Annotated in this window: 20 protein-coding genes and 1 riboswitch; of the genes, 12 read left to right on the top strand and 8 right to left on the bottom strand. The window is 44.3% G+C overall.

Translation table 11 applies throughout. From position 1 onward, the window contains the following. Positions 1-231 precede the first annotated feature (231 nt). The 3 genes from ACLI09_RS03005 to ACLI09_RS02995 all read left to right on the top strand — a co-directional run bounded on the left by ACLI09_RS03005 (position 232) and on the right by ACLI09_RS02995 (position 1581). Positions 232-663, top strand: a complete 432-nt coding sequence (locus ACLI09_RS03005; protein WP_411418109.1) for a hypothetical protein — start codon at positions 232-234, stop codon at positions 661-663. A 99-nt stretch (positions 664-762) separates the two neighbouring features. Further along, on the top strand, positions 763-1239 hold the full coding sequence (locus ACLI09_RS03000; protein WP_411418108.1) for a DUF6146 family protein: 477 nt from the start codon (positions 763-765) through the stop codon (positions 1237-1239). A 30-nt stretch (positions 1240-1269) separates the two neighbouring features. Beyond that, positions 1270-1581, top strand: a complete 312-nt coding sequence (locus ACLI09_RS02995; RefSeq protein WP_411418107.1) for a DUF6787 family protein — start codon at positions 1270-1272, stop codon at positions 1579-1581. 133 nt (positions 1582-1714) lie between these two features. Here the strand turns inward: ACLI09_RS02995 and msrA are convergent, their stop codons facing one another. After that, positions 1715-2392 (bottom strand): peptide-methionine (S)-S-oxide reductase MsrA, encoded by a 678-nt coding sequence (gene msrA / locus ACLI09_RS02990; protein ID WP_411418106.1) that lies wholly within the window; start codon positions 2390-2392, stop codon positions 1715-1717. 100 nt (positions 2393-2492) lie between these two features. On the opposite strand from msrA, the gene ACLI09_RS02985 reads away from it, so the two are divergent. The 5 genes from ACLI09_RS02985 to ACLI09_RS02965 all read left to right on the top strand — a co-directional run bounded on the left by ACLI09_RS02985 (position 2493) and on the right by ACLI09_RS02965 (position 6832). Then, complete coding sequence (locus ACLI09_RS02985; RefSeq protein ID WP_411418105.1) at positions 2493-3164, top strand: ABC transporter ATP-binding protein; 672 nt, start codon at positions 2493-2495, stop codon at positions 3162-3164. 130 nt (positions 3165-3294) lie between these two features. Continuing rightward, positions 3295-4059, top strand: coding sequence for a TIGR02757 family protein (locus ACLI09_RS02980; RefSeq protein ID WP_411418104.1), 765 nt, complete (start codon positions 3295-3297; stop codon positions 4057-4059). Between the two features lie 103 nt (positions 4060-4162). Then, positions 4163-4786 (top strand): glycoside hydrolase family 19 protein, encoded by a 624-nt coding sequence (locus ACLI09_RS02975; protein WP_411418103.1) that lies wholly within the window; start codon positions 4163-4165, stop codon positions 4784-4786. A gap of 129 nt (positions 4787-4915) precedes the next feature. Then, on the top strand, positions 4916-5410 hold the full coding sequence (locus tag ACLI09_RS02970) for a hypothetical protein (RefSeq protein ID WP_411418102.1): 495 nt from the start codon (positions 4916-4918) through the stop codon (positions 5408-5410). Between the two features lie 41 nt (positions 5411-5451). Further along, positions 5452-5514: riboswitch (Fluoride riboswitch) on the top strand. Between the two features lie 40 nt (positions 5515-5554). Further along, the gene (locus ACLI09_RS02965; RefSeq protein ID WP_411418101.1) at positions 5555-6832 is read left to right on the top strand and encodes a voltage-gated chloride channel family protein; all 1278 of its coding nucleotides are present in this window, start codon (positions 5555-5557) and stop codon (positions 6830-6832) included. 214 nt (positions 6833-7046) lie between these two features. On the opposite strand, the gene ACLI09_RS02960 is transcribed toward ACLI09_RS02965, so the two are convergent. Beyond that, positions 7047-7898 carry an SDR family oxidoreductase gene (locus ACLI09_RS02960; protein ID WP_411418100.1) on the bottom strand — a complete coding sequence of 284 codons (852 nt, stop codon included), beginning with the start codon at positions 7896-7898 and terminating at the stop codon, positions 7047-7049. Between the two features lie 151 nt (positions 7899-8049). Here ACLI09_RS02960 and ACLI09_RS02955 point away from each other — a divergent pair, with 151 nt between their 5' ends. The 3 genes from ACLI09_RS02955 to ACLI09_RS02945 all read left to right on the top strand — a co-directional run bounded on the left by ACLI09_RS02955 (position 8050) and on the right by ACLI09_RS02945 (position 10650). Further along, complete coding sequence (locus ACLI09_RS02955) at positions 8050-8421, top strand: winged helix-turn-helix transcriptional regulator (protein ID WP_411418099.1); 372 nt, start codon at positions 8050-8052, stop codon at positions 8419-8421. 149 nt (positions 8422-8570) lie between these two features. Continuing rightward, positions 8571-9005, top strand: a complete 435-nt coding sequence (locus tag ACLI09_RS02950) for a response regulator (protein ID WP_411418098.1) — start codon at positions 8571-8573, stop codon at positions 9003-9005. A 178-nt stretch (positions 9006-9183) separates the two neighbouring features. Further along, positions 9184-10650 carry an aminoacyl-histidine dipeptidase gene (locus ACLI09_RS02945; protein ID WP_411418097.1) on the top strand — a complete coding sequence of 489 codons (1467 nt, stop codon included), beginning with the start codon at positions 9184-9186 and terminating at the stop codon, positions 10648-10650. 93 nt (positions 10651-10743) lie between these two features. Here ACLI09_RS02945 and ACLI09_RS02940 read toward each other — a convergent pair whose 3' ends face one another. From ACLI09_RS02940 to ACLI09_RS02925, 4 genes are all read right to left on the bottom strand, one after another. Further along, positions 10744-11568: a hypothetical protein gene (locus ACLI09_RS02940; protein ID WP_411418096.1), complete on the bottom strand. Its 825-nt coding sequence runs from the start codon at positions 11566-11568 to the stop codon at positions 10744-10746. A gap of 125 nt (positions 11569-11693) precedes the next feature. Continuing rightward, the gene (locus ACLI09_RS02935; protein ID WP_411418095.1) at positions 11694-11891 is read right to left on the bottom strand and encodes a hypothetical protein; all 198 of its coding nucleotides are present in this window, start codon (positions 11889-11891) and stop codon (positions 11694-11696) included. 2 nt (positions 11892-11893) lie between these two features. After that, on the bottom strand, positions 11894-12460 hold the full coding sequence (locus tag ACLI09_RS02930) for a pentapeptide repeat-containing protein (RefSeq protein ID WP_411418094.1): 567 nt from the start codon (positions 12458-12460) through the stop codon (positions 11894-11896). After that, positions 12460-12969 carry a DUF6265 family protein gene (locus ACLI09_RS02925; RefSeq protein ID WP_411418093.1) on the bottom strand — a complete coding sequence of 170 codons (510 nt, stop codon included), beginning with the start codon at positions 12967-12969 and terminating at the stop codon, positions 12460-12462. Before ACLI09_RS02925 ends, ACLI09_RS02930 begins: the two co-directional genes overlap by 1 nt. Before the next feature lie 137 nt (positions 12970-13106). Here ACLI09_RS02925 and prfA point away from each other — a divergent pair, with 137 nt between their 5' ends. Next, a complete protein-coding gene (gene prfA / locus ACLI09_RS02920; protein WP_411418393.1) occupies positions 13107-14180 on the top strand; it encodes a peptide chain release factor 1 in 1074 nt (357 codons plus the stop codon). An 88-nt stretch (positions 14181-14268) separates the two neighbouring features. On the opposite strand, the gene ACLI09_RS02915 is transcribed toward prfA, so the two are convergent. Further along, positions 14269-14520 carry a DUF5615 family PIN-like protein gene (locus ACLI09_RS02915; protein ID WP_411418392.1) on the bottom strand — a complete coding sequence of 84 codons (252 nt, stop codon included), beginning with the start codon at positions 14518-14520 and terminating at the stop codon, positions 14269-14271. Between the two features lie 35 nt (positions 14521-14555). Then, positions 14556-15464, bottom strand: a complete 909-nt coding sequence (locus ACLI09_RS02910; RefSeq protein ID WP_411418092.1) for a leucine-rich repeat domain-containing protein — start codon at positions 15462-15464, stop codon at positions 14556-14558. Positions 15465-15544: the final 80 nt, after the last annotated feature.

Raw genomic sequence — 15544 nt, 5'->3', positions numbered from 1 at the left:
TTTTAAACGGTCAGATTATCTCATTCCTGCCTTTCATGTACCAGTGCGTGTCAGGAACTCTTAATTTCTTAACACTATCTTATTAAATTTCAGTAGCTTATTTAAATAAAAAGTTAAATAAGCAGTGCTATCTCCAATTTTAAGACATCGTTAATACTGGTGGCCGATGGCATTGCCTAACTTTAGGGTATAATAAAATATAAACGCATTATAACCTAAAAAAACAAAGCCATGGAAACGATAAGCACAGGGGCCGGAAAGCCACAAAACCTACCCCGGAATTTTACACACCATATGGATGCAGCCGGAACAAGCCCTAACCGGTACAGCGACAAAGCAGGCAAAGTATTTAAAAAAGAAATCAATAAAAGTTCAGGAATTATGAGTAACAAAAAAGTAATTTTAGGCATTGCAGCCGGTGTTGCAGCCTTAGCAGTAACCGCGGTAATTTTAAAACGTAAAGGATACCTTGACGGGGTAACTGAAAAAGCGGAAGAATTTGGCGCAAAAATCAAAGACAAATATGCCAGCCTTAAAGAAACAGCCGGCAAAAAATTTGAAGACGTAGTACACAAGGGAGAAGAAATTGCCGAAAGGGTTAAATCAAAAGCCGAGGCAAAAATTGAAGCGGAAGCTGATAAAGTTAACCCTGCCACAGTATAAGTTTTAAAAAAAGGCGGAGTTGCTCCCAACCATTTACAATAAAAGGTAATCCTAATGATGAGGGATTACCTTTTATTATTTACATTTAAAACGAATATTATGAGAGCATTTATCATTACAGCATTTACCATAGCCACAATAACAGGGCTGTCTGCCTGCCGCAGCAACCATCCGGCGGTGCTGGCTGACAGCAAAAGTGATACGCTTACAGGCAATGGCCAAAACCGGGTAGCGGTAGCTTCTGCCCCCACTGATACCGTACGCATAGCAAATGACTCGTTGCAATATGAGGTCATTATTATAGACCCCGGCTTTAACGGCTGGCTTTTAGGGCGCGCGCAGCCAAGGGGCTTTTATGGCGAACAGTACCTTAAAAATAAAAACCGCTTATGGGTAACCGAATGGAACATCCGCGTAAATAACCCCATGCGGTATGGAAACCTCTACCAGATGAGTATTGACTACAACCCCACCATAGACTATGGCTATGAAGTAAACTACCTGCTGTATAATTATCTTGTTTATTTTCAAAATGTAAACAATCAGCGCCTGGCGGGTATTGTACCTCCAAACTAAATATAATATATTTGCGCTATTGCCGCATGTATGGAAAAACTAAAGAAACGCTGGGGGCTGAAGTACAATTACCAACTCGTGGTAATATTTATTGTATTTGCCGTAACAGGTTCTACCTCAGCCTACGTTTCTAAACCCATACTGGCAGCCATGGGCATTACTAAAAACAGCCTCTCGCCCTGGGCCTATTACCCGTTATACATTCTCATCATTTTTCCGGCTTACCAGGTACTGCTTATGTTCTTTGGGTTCATATCCGGGCAATTTAAATTCTTCTGGGCGTTTGAAAAACGCATGCTAAGTATGATAGGGCTGGGATTTTTATTCCACAATGAGAAATAAGCCTCACCTTTAATTTATTACACAGAGAAACGCTGAGAAGCACAGAGATTCACAGAGAAAATGGGATACCATTCCCACTTAAAACCTCTGTGCAGCTCTGTGCCTGCTCAGTGAACCTCTGTGAAAATTGTCACTACTCTTTTAGCTTCGACTTATAATTCTTCTTCAGCTTAGCCAGTTTTGGCGCTATCACCATCTGGCAATACGGCTGGCTTTTGTTTAGCGCGTAATAGTCCTGGTGGTAGTCTTCGGCTTCATAAAAGGTAGTCGCCTTGCTAATTTTGGTTACCACTTTATCGCTGTAAATCTTTTGGTCGGTAAGCAGTTTTATAAAGTTTTCGGCTGCCTTTTTTTGCGCGTCGTTCAGGTAGAATATCTCGCTTCGGTACTGTGTGCCGGTATCATTACCCTGGCGGTTTAGCGTGGTAGGGTCGTGCGTTTCAAAAAATACCTGCAGCAGGTCTTCATACGCTATCTGCGTGGGGTCAAAAGTTATTTTAATCGCCTCGGCATGGCCGGTACTGCCGGTACATACCTCCCTGTAGGTGGGGTTAGCCACGGTACCGCCTATATAGCCCGAGGTTACGCTTTCCACCCCCTTAAGCTCGGTAAAAAAGGCTTCCGTACACCAAAAGCAGCCACCGGCAAATATGGCAGTCTCGGTTTTGGCCTTGTCTGTATCAGGCGTAACTGCCGGCTGATCACTGGCCGCTGGTTTTACTGATGCTACCATTTCATCGGTAATGGGCTTGGGCGTTCCCTGGCACGAAACGCTCACTATGGCAAGTATAAAGGCAAATGCTTTTTTCATAATTTCTGTAAGTTTTTTACACTCCTATATACGAAATATTGTGCCAAAAAGATGCATTATAAATGAATTTGTTTGTTTCTTTGCTAAAAACCATATCCCGATGATTGAAGCCCGCAATATACTTAAGTATTATGACGCCCTGCGTGTGTTAAAAGGTGTAAACCTGGACATTGCCCGCGGCGAAATCGTATCGATAGTAGGCGCTTCCGGTGCCGGGAAAACCACGCTGTTGCAAATACTGGGCACGCTGGATAAGCCCGAAGCCGATAAAACCTCAACCCTGTACATAGACGGCACCGATGTATTGCAGTTAAAAGACAAAGCACTGAGCAAATTCCGCAACCAGAAGCTGGGTTTTATCTTCCAGTTTCACCAACTTTTGCCCGAATTTACCGCGCTTGAAAACGTGTGCATACCAGCATTCATAGCCGGAAAAGGCAAAGCAGAGAGCGAGGCCGAAGCCAAAAAACTGCTCGATTACCTGGGCCTCTCCCACCGTATGGACCACAAGCCGGGCGCACTATCCGGAGGCGAACAGCAGCGTGTGGCCGTGGCGCGGTCGCTGATAAACAAGCCTGCCGTTATCTTTGCCGATGAGCCATCAGGTAACCTTGATACCGCCTCTGCCGAAAACCTGCACAAACTGTTCTTTAAGCTGCGCGACGAAATGGGCCAGACCTTTGTTATCGTAACCCACAATGAAGAACTCGCCGACATGGCGGATAGGAAGCTGGTAATGAGCGATGGGAACATCCTGATTTCAGATTTTTGATTTCAGATTTCAGATTTAAACATCACTCAAATGTAACGTTTAGTGTAAAATAGTGATTGAGCATTAAAGACCAGAGTGAAGCTCAATCTGAAATCTACATTCTGAAATCTGAAATTCTTATATTTGCACCATGACTGCTGCCGAATTAAAAGAATTTCTTGACGAAAAAGTTTACCTGTACAACAAACCCGATTTTATAGACAGCGACCCCATACAGATTCCCCACCTGTTTACCCAAAAAGAAGATGCCGAGATAGCGGGTTTCCTGGCGGCAACCATAGCCTGGGGCAACCGCACTACGATAATTAACAACGCTAAAAAGATGATGGCACTTATGGGCGAGAGTCCGTTTGATTTTGTGATGCACCACAAACCCCACCATCTTGAAACGCTGGAAACCTTTGTGCACCGCACGTTTAATGGCGGCGACTTTGGTACGTTCATCTCTGCCCTGCAACACCTGTACCTGAACCACGGCGGCCTCGAAGGAGTTTTCGCCAGGCACCAGAAAGACAGCAGCCTGCAGCCTGCCATTACCGAATTTAAAAAAGCTTTTTTTGAGGTGCCCCACCAGCCCCGTACGCACAAGCACGTGAGCGACCCTATTGCCGGCAGCGCCGCGAAGCGCATTAACATGTTCCTGCGGTGGATGGTGCGCAACGACAGCACAGGGGTAGACTTAGGCATGTGGAAAAGCATCTCGCCTGCCGCCCTTTCCTGCCCGCTCGATGTGCACAGCGGCAACGTAGCCCGTAAACTGGGCCTGCTTACCCGCAAGCAAAACGATGCCAAAGCCCTTGCCGAACTCGACGCGCAGCTACGCCTGCTGGATGCCACCGACCCGGTAAAATATGATTTTGCGTTGTTTGGGCTAGGGGTGTTTGAGGGGTTTTAGGGGCTTGCAGTATAGCATATTGTCTATCAGCAAAATACCTACTGTTGGGTATTTTTAGCTGCATTAATTGTGTTAAATTTAATAAAAATTTAACACTTACAGCATGAACAAATTTATAAGCGATTTCCAAAGTAAATATGGCCTCTCTGCCGATGGTGTGATAGGGAAAAATACACTCTTAAAAATAATGAACGTGTATATGATTCCTACAGTTGAAGCCACAGCGCATTTTGTGGGCAACACCTACCATGAAACGGGCGCATATACCGTGTTTTCTGAAAACCTTAATTATTCGGCCACAGGGTTAGTAAAAACGTTCCCTAAGTATTTCCCGTCTGCGGCGATTGCCGAGCAATATGCCCGGCAACCCGAAAAAATTGCCAATAAAATATACAGCAACCGCATGGGCAACGGCAATGAGGCGTCGGGCGACGGATGGAAATTTCGCGGCAGGGGCGCGCTGCAAACCACCGGCAAGACAAATTACACCCTGTTAGGCAAGCACCTGAATATTGACCTGGTTGCAAACCCGGAGAGCGTTGCCGATAAGTATGCTTTTGACAGCGCCATATTTTATTTTAACTCAAACAAGTTGTGGACCATGGCTTCTAAAGTTGATGACGTTTCCATTGCAAAAGTGCGCAAAGCAGTGAACGGTGGAAAAATAGGCCTGGAGGATGTTAACGCCAAAGTAAAATATTTTTATGGCCTGATTACTAAAAAGTAAGTTTTTAAAACCTGTTGAACACCTGCCCCGGCGATTTTCGTTGCTGGGGTTGGGTTGTTGAGAATTAAAATCAAATCTTTTACGAAAATTAAATTGTAGAGAAATTACTGTTGCAAATAAAAACGATATATGAGAAATATTTTGGTTATCAGGGGTTCAAGAGATGGTGGAAAGTCAACAACAGCTGCTTATATATATAATGAGTTAGTTACATTATGTGTAGAGGAACATCGGTTTAAAAATTGGCCCAGAAATGAAAAGTTCATTACAACTAACACAAGTAACCTACAATATAATAGCCATAACGAATTAATTGATTTTGTAGCAATTTTCGAAATTAATGGCAAAATTGTGGTAATTATCTCAAGGGGTGACGTGCCTGACGATTTAGAACAGGACATTAAAGATTTACTTACCAAGCATAAGGTTAACTTTGATATATTAATTTGCTGCGCACGGTTGAGAAATGTTCCAAACTCTACAAGGCGCAAAATTCAAGATATATTTAAAGAAAATATTGAAGACTTCACTACAGCTAAAAGTAATACAAATGACAAGAAAACTGTTAAGATAAAAACTATAAGTGAAATAATCAGAAGAGTAAAAGAGATAACAAAATTGTAGATTAATCCATTTTATTATAAGTAAAAAAAACTATATTTGCTATTCAAATCGGCAATGATGTCTGCCCTGAACCGCCCTAAAAAGCTGATGGCGTCTACTTAATGGCTTATGCCACTGTAGATGTATTTTATAAAATCAGACATAATGAACAACCTGAAACCGCAACCTGCCGCAACATCCTTTAAACAGTACCTTATATCGCTTGCCACATGGCTGCTGCTTGCCATACCCATTGGCGTGCTTGTAGGCTCGGCATCCGCGTTTTTCCTTACGGCCTTAAACTGGGTGACAGACTATCGTGAAAACCACCTGTGGATAATAGCGTTGCTGCCCCTGGGCGGGCTCATCATCGGGCTAACCTACCATTATTACGGCGAAAGCGTGGTAAAAGGCAACAACCTCCTGCTGGAAGAACTGCACACGCCCAAACAAATCATCCCGCTGCGTATGGCGCCGCTGGTGCTGTTTGGTACGCTAATTACCCACCTCTTTGGCGGTTCTGCCGGGCGCGAGGGTACCGCCGTGCAAATGGGCGGTGCCATTGCCGACCGCTTTACAAAATGGTTTATGCTACGTGATATCGACCGTAAAGTCATCATCATTATGGGCATCAGCGCGGGGTTTGCGTCGGTATTCGGTACACCATTGGCCGGGGCCATTTTCGCGGTAGAAGTCATGCTACTTGGGAGTGTGCGCTATAAGGCCCTCCTCCCCAGCCTCGCCGTTGCCTACATCGCCGATTACGCCTGCATGTTCTGGAACGTAGGCCACACGCACTACAGCATCCCCTCCGCCCCCGCCCTGCAACCGGACACGCTACTTTACACGATACTCTGCGGAATACTATTTGGGCTGGCCGCGCTGCTGTTCAGTAAAACAGTACATTTTTTTAGCACACAGTTTAAAAAGTACATCACCTACCCCCCCCTGCGCCCGGTGGTTGGCGGGGTGGTAATCACATTACTAATCTGGGCTATGGGCACTACAAAATACATTGGCCTGGGCGTACCCACCATTGTCGACTCGTTCAGCATACAGCAACCCTATTATGCCTTCCTGATAAAACTACTGCTCACCACCCTTACCCTCGGTGCGGGCTTTAAAGGCGGAGAGGTTACCCCCCTGTTCTTTGTAGGCGCTACACTGGGCAGTGCGTTGTTTCTCATTATCCCGTTGCCCATGGCGCTGCTGGCGGGCATGGGTTTTGTAGCGGTGTTTTCTGGAGCGACCAATACCCCCATAGCCTGTACCCTTATGGGAATAGAGCTTTTCGGCACCGAAGCTGCGCTTTATTTGGGCATTGCCTGCTTTGTGGCGTACTTATTTTCGGGAAATAAGGGCATCTATGCTTCGCAAATATCCGCAGGGCCAAAGCATTTTTTGCTTGCTAAACTGAAGTATAAAAAATCGGGAGGATTATAATCGGGGTATTTGTTACACAGAGATTCCCGGAGAAGCACAGAGATACACAGAGAAAAAGAGGTAACACCCTCGGTGTGAGGCCACAGACCGATATGGAAACTGTGTCCGCACCACTCTGTGTTCCCGCGCTGTAAGCGCAATCTCAATTTTAAAATCTCTGTGTATCTCTGCGCCCCTCTGCGAATTTCTGTGTTATAATTTAATAACGCTCTAATTAAGAACCGTATACCCCGGTTAAATACTCCTTAAGTGTAGTCGGTTTTTTGCCGATAAGTTTAGAAAGGTCGGCCTCACCGGTTTCGAGTTCGCCGTCTTTAATGGCCTGCGCGAAACCGCCCAGCATCCAGATGAACATTTCCGGCACACCCGCGCTTTCCAGCGCCTGCTTATACACGGCAGCCTCGGGGCTGGTATAGGTTATCTCTTTCCCTGTAATTTCAGAAATGTACTGCGCCACATCGGCAAACGAGTAGGTCTCGTCGTTCGCTATGGCATATTCTTCATTCTCATGCCCTTCAGATGTAAGCACTACGGCAGCCGCAAGCGCCATATCCTCGCGGGTTGCAAACGGCACCCTACCCTCCCCGGCAGGGAAGAAAATTCCGTTCTCCAATACCTGCTCACCTATAAACATCGGTACGACATCAGCATACAGGCTGTTGTTTAACAACACATACGGCAGGCCCGATTCCTTAAGGTAATCAGCTGTAAGCGCGTGGTCTTTCGCTAGTATACCGGTAGCCGAATTATGCGGGTCTTTTTCCTCGATGCTGGTGTAGGCAAGCAGTGTTGCGCCCGCCGCCTTAGCCGCGTCAATAACATTTTTATGTTGGCCAAAACGGTCGTTAAAATCGTTAGAAGACACCAGCAATACCTTATCAACCCCCTCAAAAGCCGTCTGCAACGAATCAAAATTGTGGTAATCACCTGTACGCACGGTAACGCCTTTGTCGGCAAAGTGCTGTGCTTTTTGTGCATCGCGTGCCAAAACGGCGATTTGCGAAGCGGGTATTTTTTCGAGTAAGTAAGTAAGTAACCGTGGCCGCGCCAAAGTGTCCGGTAGCACCTGTAACTAATATCATATTTTTGTGTTTTAAAAATTTATAATGTCTTGCTTTAAATACATTACAAACTTACGTACATTTGCTATCCAATAGATAGTACTATCCTTTTAGATAGCGGTACCCAAAAGGATAGCGCCGCAAAATATGATGAATATGGAAGCAAATGTAATACAGCTGATGCCCCAGGTAAATTGCCACAAGGCGATGGTAATGCCCATAAAAGATGCTCTCGAGGCGCTGAGCGGCAAGTGGAAACTGCCCATATTAGTTACCCTGAGCAGCGGGCCTAAGCGCTTTAAGGAGATTGCCAAAGAAGTAGGCGGCATTACCGATAAGGTGCTGAGCAAGGAGCTTAAAGACATGGAACTGAACAAGCTGGTAAAACGCACGGTATACGACACCTTTCCTCCCACGGTAGAGTATGCGTGGACCGACCACAGCCGTACCCTGGGCGATGTAATGCACGCCCTTGAAGCCTGGGGCAAGCTGCACCGTAAAACGGTTATAGGAGGATACCAACGGTAACCATCCGGTCATACCATTTTTTTTATAGTAAACCGGCCAACAGTAGCAAACCGCCTTTCGCCGAAAGCAATATACAACTGGGCGCAAATAAAAAACAGGGATTATTATTTACGATACTTTTGCTAAAGATTACAATATAAACCGTCGCGATGAGCAAACATATTATAATAGTAGATGACGATGAAGACGACCGCCTCTTCTTTCGCGAAGCGGTAAAAGGTAGCGGTGTGGATGCGGTTTTTAATGAATATGCTAACGGCGAATCTTTTTTGGAGTATATGCAAAATAGTACCGCCCCGAAGCCCGATTTTATTTTTCTTGATATAAATATACCCCGCATAGACGGCTATGATATCCTGAATGCCATAAGGGCCTACGACAATTATGCCGACACCAGGGTAATAATGTTTACCACCAGCCACGATGAAGACGAGATAGCAAAGGCCATGCTGGGCCGCGCCTCCGGATTTACAACCAAGCCCGCAGATTATAAAGTACTGGAAGAAACAATAAAAAATGTAGTTACGCATTTTACCGTACGGCAAACGCAGCAACTGTTTCTTACCATAGTAAACCCCGAATAAGAGTGCCCCAAAACTCCGCTTATGTATTACGCAGGCCGCTTTTGTTGAAGCGGCCTTTTTTTGCATCACCTAACTATTCTTTGTGAAACAGCTTTTAGGGCGGTAAACCAAAAAGAAAAACTTTGCCACATCAACCCATACCCCTAACTTTGCCGCAGCAACAAAACTACAAACATACATGAGCAACGAAATAAGGAACCTGGAACCTAAAGCATTGTGGAATAAATTTGCCGACCTTAACGCCGTGCCACGCCCTTCTAAAAAGGAGGCGCGTGTAATAGCGTTTATAAAAGGCTTTGGCGAAACACTGGGGCTGGAAACCCTGGTAGACGAAGTGGGTAACGTGATTATTAAAAAAACGGCCACCCCCGGTTTAGAAAACCGCAAAACCGTAGTACTGCAAAGCCACCTAGATATGGTGCACCAAAAAAATGCCGATACGGTTTTTGATTTTGATACGCAGGGCATAGAAATGTATGTGGATGGCGACTGGGTGCGTGCCAAAGGCACTACGCTGGGCGCAGATAACGGCCTGGGCGTTGCCACCATAATGGCCATACTGGAAAGCACCGATATACCCCACCCTGCCATAGAGGCGCTGTTTACCATAGACGAAGAAACCGGCATGACCGGGGCCATGGGCCTTAAAGGTGGGCTGCTTGCGGGGGAAATACTGCTGAACCTGGATACCGAGGAAGACAATGAAATAGACATAGGCTGTGCCGGTGGTGTAGATGTTACCGCCGAGCGGGGCTACCATGTGGAAGAGGTTGCCGAAAACTCTGTAGGGTATACCATTACCGTTAAGGGCCTTAACGGAGGCCACAGCGGCATGGACATAAACAAAGGCCTGGGCAATGCTAATAAGATACTGAACCGCCTGCTGTTTGACGGCTTTGAAAACTTTGGCCTGCAGGTGGCTGAAATAAACGGCGGCAGCCTGCGCAATGCCATCCCCAGGGAGAGCGTGGCGAAAATTATCATCTCTGAAATTTTTGATGAGGCATTTGTATTTGACATGCAGGAGGTTATAGGCGACATAAAAGCCGAATTTAAAACCACCGAGCCTAACCTGCAGATTGTTATAGAAAAAACTACCGATACGCCCCAAACGGTTATGGAACTTGGCGTGCAGGAAGGGCTTATACGCGCGCTGTATGCCGCCCATAACGGCGTATACCGCATGAGCGCCGATATGGATAACCTGGTAGAAACCTCAAACAACATAGCGCGGGTTATTGTAAAAGACGGTAAAATTCACGTGGGCTGCCTTACACGCTCATCGGTAGAGAGTAGTAAGTTTGACCTGGCCAATGCCCTGCGCAGCACCTTTGAGCTGATAGGATGCGAGGTAACCATCAGCGGCTCCTACCCCGGCTGGACACCAAACGTGGCTTCGCCCATACTGGAAGTTTTAAAAGAAGTATATGAAAAACAAAACGGCGAAAAACCGCATGTTGTAGCCTGCCACGCCGGGCTGGAGTGCGGCATACTGGGCACCAATTACCCCGATATGGATATGATTTCCTTTGGTCCTACCATAAAAGGCGCCCACAGCCCCGATGAGCGTGCCAGCATTTCATCGGCACAAAAATACTGGAAGTTTGTACTGGAAATACTGAAGAAAATACCGATTAAAGAATAGGCTGTGTTGAGTGGCAGTAGCTTCACTAATTAATTTATAAAAACCAGCGGTTCTTAAATCGAGGACCGCTGGTTTTTTTATTCAAAATCAAAATTACCCAAAAGCTATAGGATCTGTTCCAAAAAACTTACTTTTCGGTTTCATAAAATGTTCATTTGGGAGATGAAACCATGTCAGTGAATTATCTTCATTTAAGACTTCAATTTTATTTTTAAATCTTTCGGGATTTTCAAATAAATTTTCAATTATGGAAGAATTTGCAGTCGGGTCCTGATAGACTATCTTTTTTAGGCGATTAGCATTTAATGCAGAAAATAATTTTTGATCGACTTCCCTGTTAAATGGAGGAAAGGAATATCCGATTACAATCAGTACTTCGGTTTCGGAGAATATATTAATTATACTCTTGTACATTTCGCTATCTGATTTATGTTCCCAAGCATATTTAATGTATTGGTCGAAATTAGTGCTACCATCTTTTGTAGATTCTAATAGATTATCAAGGTACTTCCAATAATTATTAAAATCGCCTGCGTAATTTAACTCTAACGAACTATCATCTTTGTTCTTAAAAAAACCTCGGTGTCCATTTAGGTGGAATACATCATTTATAGACTTATTATCTTCTTTAAATTGAAAATAATTTTCATTTAACTCTTCTAAATTTTTTACCTCATTATCTAATAAAAAAGATTGAAAAGCTTTTTCAAGTTGCAAATCATAATTCCAGGAAATAAATTTAAAGTTATCATCCATTTTAATTTTCCCACTGATGTTATCTAACAAAATAGAAAATAAAGCGGTGTATCTCTGATCAATTTTTTTATAATCCTTTTTAGATAAGTCTTTGTAACGGGTATAATAAAAATTTTCCCATAAATCAAAAAATACACTCACAGCCATTTTAAGTAATCTCAATTCCTGTTGTTGATTTGTTAAATATAATTTTCTTGCGTATGTGTCAATAGTGTTGTACTCTTGAGCTTTTTTTCCAAAATAGCCAATATACCATATAATTTTTTCCTTTTCGACAGATAATAAATTTAGCTCTGACTCATTGAAGATATATTGCTTGTTAACTTTTTGCTGAGTGGTATATCCTGCCTCAATGAGACTGTCTGATGTTTACCAAAATTTAATTCATATTGAGCCAGTGCCATCATCATTTCAGCTTGTTCGTTTAATATCGGGCATGAATAAAAACTCGCCCCTGCACCTAAATAATATGTAATTTTAGCCATACCTAATCAATATCAATGTTATACTTATACAAAAGCCCAGGCAACCCCTCCCTGCTGAATTTTGCTTTTTTTATGCGGTTGATCTCCGGGTCTATAGTGTAGTTAATGGCGGTGCACAGGTCGGCTTTCTCTAAAATGGTATTTTCAAATATAGCATTACGCAGGTCGCAATCGGTAAATACCGCACCAGTAAGGTCGGCTTCGGTAAAGTCAGCTTCCCCCAGCGGGCAGTTGATAAAGCGTGTGCCTTTAAGTTTCATTTTATAAAACGAAGCCAGCTGCATATAGCAGCCTTCAAACCCCACGGCAAACAAAAACGGGTCGCAGGTGCTGAACTGCACACCCAGCAGCTTGCAGTTTATAAACGCTGCTTCCTTAAAAGCGGTAGCCACGGTTTTTATATTGCTCAGGTTGCAATCGTCAAACCGGCACTGGGTAAACACAATGCCATTAGGGCTGCTTGCGTTAAAATTACAGCCGGTAAAGGTGCAGTTGTCGTATTCTGCTGTGGGCAGCGCGGTTATGGTAAAATCTTCTTTAGTAAAAGCCTTATATTCAACAAATAACATTATCGTTTCCTTTTCATCCTGAAAATTTCTGAAGCGTGCTTACCTTCTTTTGTGCCCGATATTTCAGCCACAAGTGAGTCCGGCGCCACTTTGCTGTACATTATTTTAGAAGGGTAATCGTGCTGCGGGTTTTCAAAAATAACACGTTCATCATTTATATCAGTCATTACAAATGGTATCGCCTCACCCTCATTTTGGTTGGCTACGCTTACGTTATACGACATCTTTCCATAAATATCCACAAGGGCAACGCGTTCTGCAAAAACAGTATCGCCTTTTACAATAAAGTAACTTTCACCTATGTAAAGTGAGTCGTTTTCCTTTTTCCAGTTTTCTACTAAATCGCCTTCAGCCGATTTGTTTTCCCATTGGCCTATAAACCAGCGTGCTTTTGCCATGTTAGGGTGTGCATCGGGTATTTCAGCCGCTGCAGCGGGAGTTTCTTTTCCGGCTTGTTTGCAGCATACAAGCGCAAGGAGCGCAATTGCGGGGAGGAACATTTTTTTCATGATTGTTTGATTTGGCCTGCAAGATACAAAATATTGCAAATGTGTAGCAACACAATATTTTTTTGCGTTTGACGGATATAGCAACAATCAAAAAAATTACGTAATTTTGCACATCCAAAATTCGGAGAGAAATGAGTATGATAGACAGGTTACAGTTTATAAAACAGCGTTTTGACGAGGTGAGCGACCTTGTAATAAACCCGGATATTATAGCGGACCAAAAACGCTATGTAGCATTAAATAAAGAATATAAAGACCTTAAGGCACTGGTAGATAAGCGTGACGAATATATACTGCTTACCGCTAATATTGACGAAGCTAAAGAAATTATTGCCGACGGCAGCGATGCCGAGATGACCGAAATGGCTAAAATGCAGCTGGATGAGGCGCAGCAAAGGCTGCCACAGCTTGAAGAGGAAATCAAGTTTATGCTGATACCTAAAGATGCTGAAGATGCCAAGAATGTAATGGTAGAGATACGTGCCGGTACCGGCGGCGACGAGGCCAGTATATTTGCGGGCGACCTTTTCAGGATGTATACCAAATACTGCGAAAACAAAGGCTGGAGAACCAGTGTGGTAGACGTGAGCGAAGGCACATCGGGCGGTTACAAAGAGGTAATTTTTGAAGTTACCGGCGAAGATGTTTACGGCACCCTTAAGTTTGAAGCCGGCGTACACCGCGTGCAGCGTGTACCGCAAACCGAAACCCAGGGCCGCGTACACACATCGGCAGCTACGGTAATGGTACTGCCCGAAGCAGAAGAATTTGACGTACAGCTGGACATGAACGAGGTGCGTATTGACTATTTTTGTTCATCGGGTCCCGGTGGCCAGTCGGTTAACACCACTAAGTCGGCAGTAAGGCTTACCCACATCCCTACCGGGCTTGTGGCGCAGTGCCAGGACGAAAAATCGCAGCATAAAAATAAAGACAAGGCTACCCAGGTATTGCGCTCACGCCTGTATGAAATGGAGCTTGCCAAAAAACAGGAGGTAGACGCGGCAAAACGCAGCAGCCAGGTAAGCAGTGGCGACCGGTCTGCCAAGATTCGCACCTACAACTACTCCCAGGGGCGTATTACAGACCACCGTATTGGCCTGAGCCTGTTTGACCTTGACGGCTTTATGAACGGCAACATCCACAAGATGATTGACGAGCTACAGTTGGTAAACAACACCGAGAAACTGAAAGAAAGCGACGTGTTTTAAAGAAACGTTGTTTCAGGAATATATTAAATGCCTCGCTTTTTGGTGAGGCATTTTTATTTACATTTATCATTCAAAACCTTCAATCCTTTCAACGTATACATTTACAAGTAAAGTCTTTGTTCAGCAGTAAAACTTCATTCCAAAGCTTTGAAACAGCTGCATGAAATTCGTTCATTTTCATATTTACAAAACGAATGTGTATTACCTTAGGAGATGGTTCCCGAAGGATTATTTTATTTGAAAAGTCAGCATCCTTAGTAATTATAGTCAAATTGTTTTCGGCTGCATAATTCCATATTTGCCCATCTGTCCAGGTATCATCAATATCTTTTTGGTGGATGTAGGCATCTTAGGTTAAAAAAAACTTCCCCTGCTCTACGAGCTGGTGTATACGGCACAGCCCGGCAGCGCCTTTTTAATACGCTCAATTTCCTGCGGCGGAAGGGGGTTTCCGTTTAGTATAAGGGTCTTTAAACTAACCAGGCCACTAAGGTCCTGCGGCAGTGCCGTAAGCCTGTTGCCTGCTAATGATAACAGCTGTATGTTTTTAAGGCCGTTAATGCTTGCCGGTAGCTGCTCCAGCTTGTTGTTGTTTAAAAACAGGGTCTTCAGGTTTACAAGGTTGCCTATCTCTTTTGGCAGTATGCGCAACTGGTTGTATTCAAGCTTTAAATCTTCCAGGTTTTTAAGGTTGCCCAGCGCGGCACCGCACTCATTAAACTGGTTATAGCCCAGGTTAAGCGCCTTTAGTTTTTTAAGGTTAAAAACCTCGTCAGGCAGGTAGCTGAGCTGGTTGTTGTCAAGCTCCAGCACCTCCAGGCTTTTACAGCCTGATATGTGCGCGGGCACATTAGTTATTGCATTATAACTCATGTGCATAAACCTCAGCTTTTTAAGCGCTCCTACGCCCTGTGGCAGCACTGTTATCATATTATCGCTGGCGTCAAGCCTTATAAGGCTTTTAAGCCCTGTTATCTGCTGTGGCAGGTATTTAATGGCATTAAGCTTTACATTTAAAACCTCCAGGTTTTTAAGGGTAAAAACGCTGCCCTCAATTTCTTCGAGGTTATTGCCCATAAGGTTTAAAAAGGTAAGCTGCTGCAATCCTTCTAAACCGTCTGGTATTTCAAAAAGGCCTTTGTCGCGGTAGTTTAGCTGTGTGGCGGTCTCTTTATGCATAAGGGCATCGGCCACGGTGGCATAAACCGGCGCTTTTACCGGGTTTGCATTTTGGGCAAAAGCCCCACCCGATACCAGGATTATTGTTGCTACTATTTTTTTCATGATTTTAGTTTAGGGGTATTGCCCATAATTTTTTTGACATTGCATTCCCTGCATTCCCGGCGTACCAATGGCCGTGCACA

It is taken from the genome of Flavobacterium sp. RHBU_24 (assembly GCF_046613695.1).
Lineage (GTDB): Bacteria > Bacteroidota > Bacteroidia > Flavobacteriales > Flavobacteriaceae > Flavobacterium.
This window is presented reverse-complemented; position numbering and strand designations above follow the sequence as displayed.

Bases quoted from the DNA above. Each gene is read 5' to 3' on its own strand.
- ACLI09_RS02950 (WP_411418098.1), top strand. From the start codon at position 8,571: ATGAGCAAACATATTATAATAGTAGATGACGATGAAGACGACCGCCTC.
- msrA (WP_411418106.1), bottom strand. From the start codon at position 2,392: ATGAAAAAAGCATTTGCCTTTATACTTGCCATAGTGAGCGTTTCGTGC.
- ACLI09_RS02980 (WP_411418104.1), top strand. From the start codon at position 3,295: ATGACTGCTGCCGAATTAAAAGAATTTCTTGACGAAAAAGTTTACCTG.
- ACLI09_RS02910 (WP_411418092.1), bottom strand. From the start codon at position 15,464: ATGAAAAAAATAGTAGCAACAATAATCCTGGTATCGGGTGGGGCTTTT.
- ACLI09_RS03000 (WP_411418108.1), top strand. From the start codon at position 763: ATGAGAGCATTTATCATTACAGCATTTACCATAGCCACAATAACAGGG.
- ACLI09_RS02970 (WP_411418102.1), top strand. From the start codon at position 4,916: ATGAGAAATATTTTGGTTATCAGGGGTTCAAGAGATGGTGGAAAGTCA.
- ACLI09_RS02945 (WP_411418097.1), top strand. From the start codon at position 9,184: ATGAGCAACGAAATAAGGAACCTGGAACCTAAAGCATTGTGGAATAAA.
- ACLI09_RS02975 (WP_411418103.1), top strand. From the start codon at position 4,163: ATGAACAAATTTATAAGCGATTTCCAAAGTAAATATGGCCTCTCTGCC.
- ACLI09_RS03005 (WP_411418109.1), top strand. From the start codon at position 232: ATGGAAACGATAAGCACAGGGGCCGGAAAGCCACAAAACCTACCCCGG.
- ACLI09_RS02955 (WP_411418099.1), top strand. From the start codon at position 8,050: ATGGAAGCAAATGTAATACAGCTGATGCCCCAGGTAAATTGCCACAAG.
- ACLI09_RS02995 (WP_411418107.1), top strand. From the start codon at position 1,270: ATGGAAAAACTAAAGAAACGCTGGGGGCTGAAGTACAATTACCAACTC.
- ACLI09_RS02985 (WP_411418105.1), top strand. From the start codon at position 2,493: ATGATTGAAGCCCGCAATATACTTAAGTATTATGACGCCCTGCGTGTG.
- ACLI09_RS02935 (WP_411418095.1), bottom strand. From the start codon at position 11,891: ATGGCTAAAATTACATATTATTTAGGTGCAGGGGCGAGTTTTTATTCA.
- ACLI09_RS02925 (WP_411418093.1), bottom strand. From the start codon at position 12,969: ATGAAAAAAATGTTCCTCCCCGCAATTGCGCTCCTTGCGCTTGTATGC.
- ACLI09_RS02965 (WP_411418101.1), top strand. From the start codon at position 5,555: ATGAACAACCTGAAACCGCAACCTGCCGCAACATCCTTTAAACAGTAC.
- ACLI09_RS02930 (WP_411418094.1), bottom strand. From the start codon at position 12,460: ATGTTATTTGTTGAATATAAGGCTTTTACTAAAGAAGATTTTACCATA.
- prfA (WP_411418393.1), top strand. From the start codon at position 13,107: ATGATAGACAGGTTACAGTTTATAAAACAGCGTTTTGACGAGGTGAGC.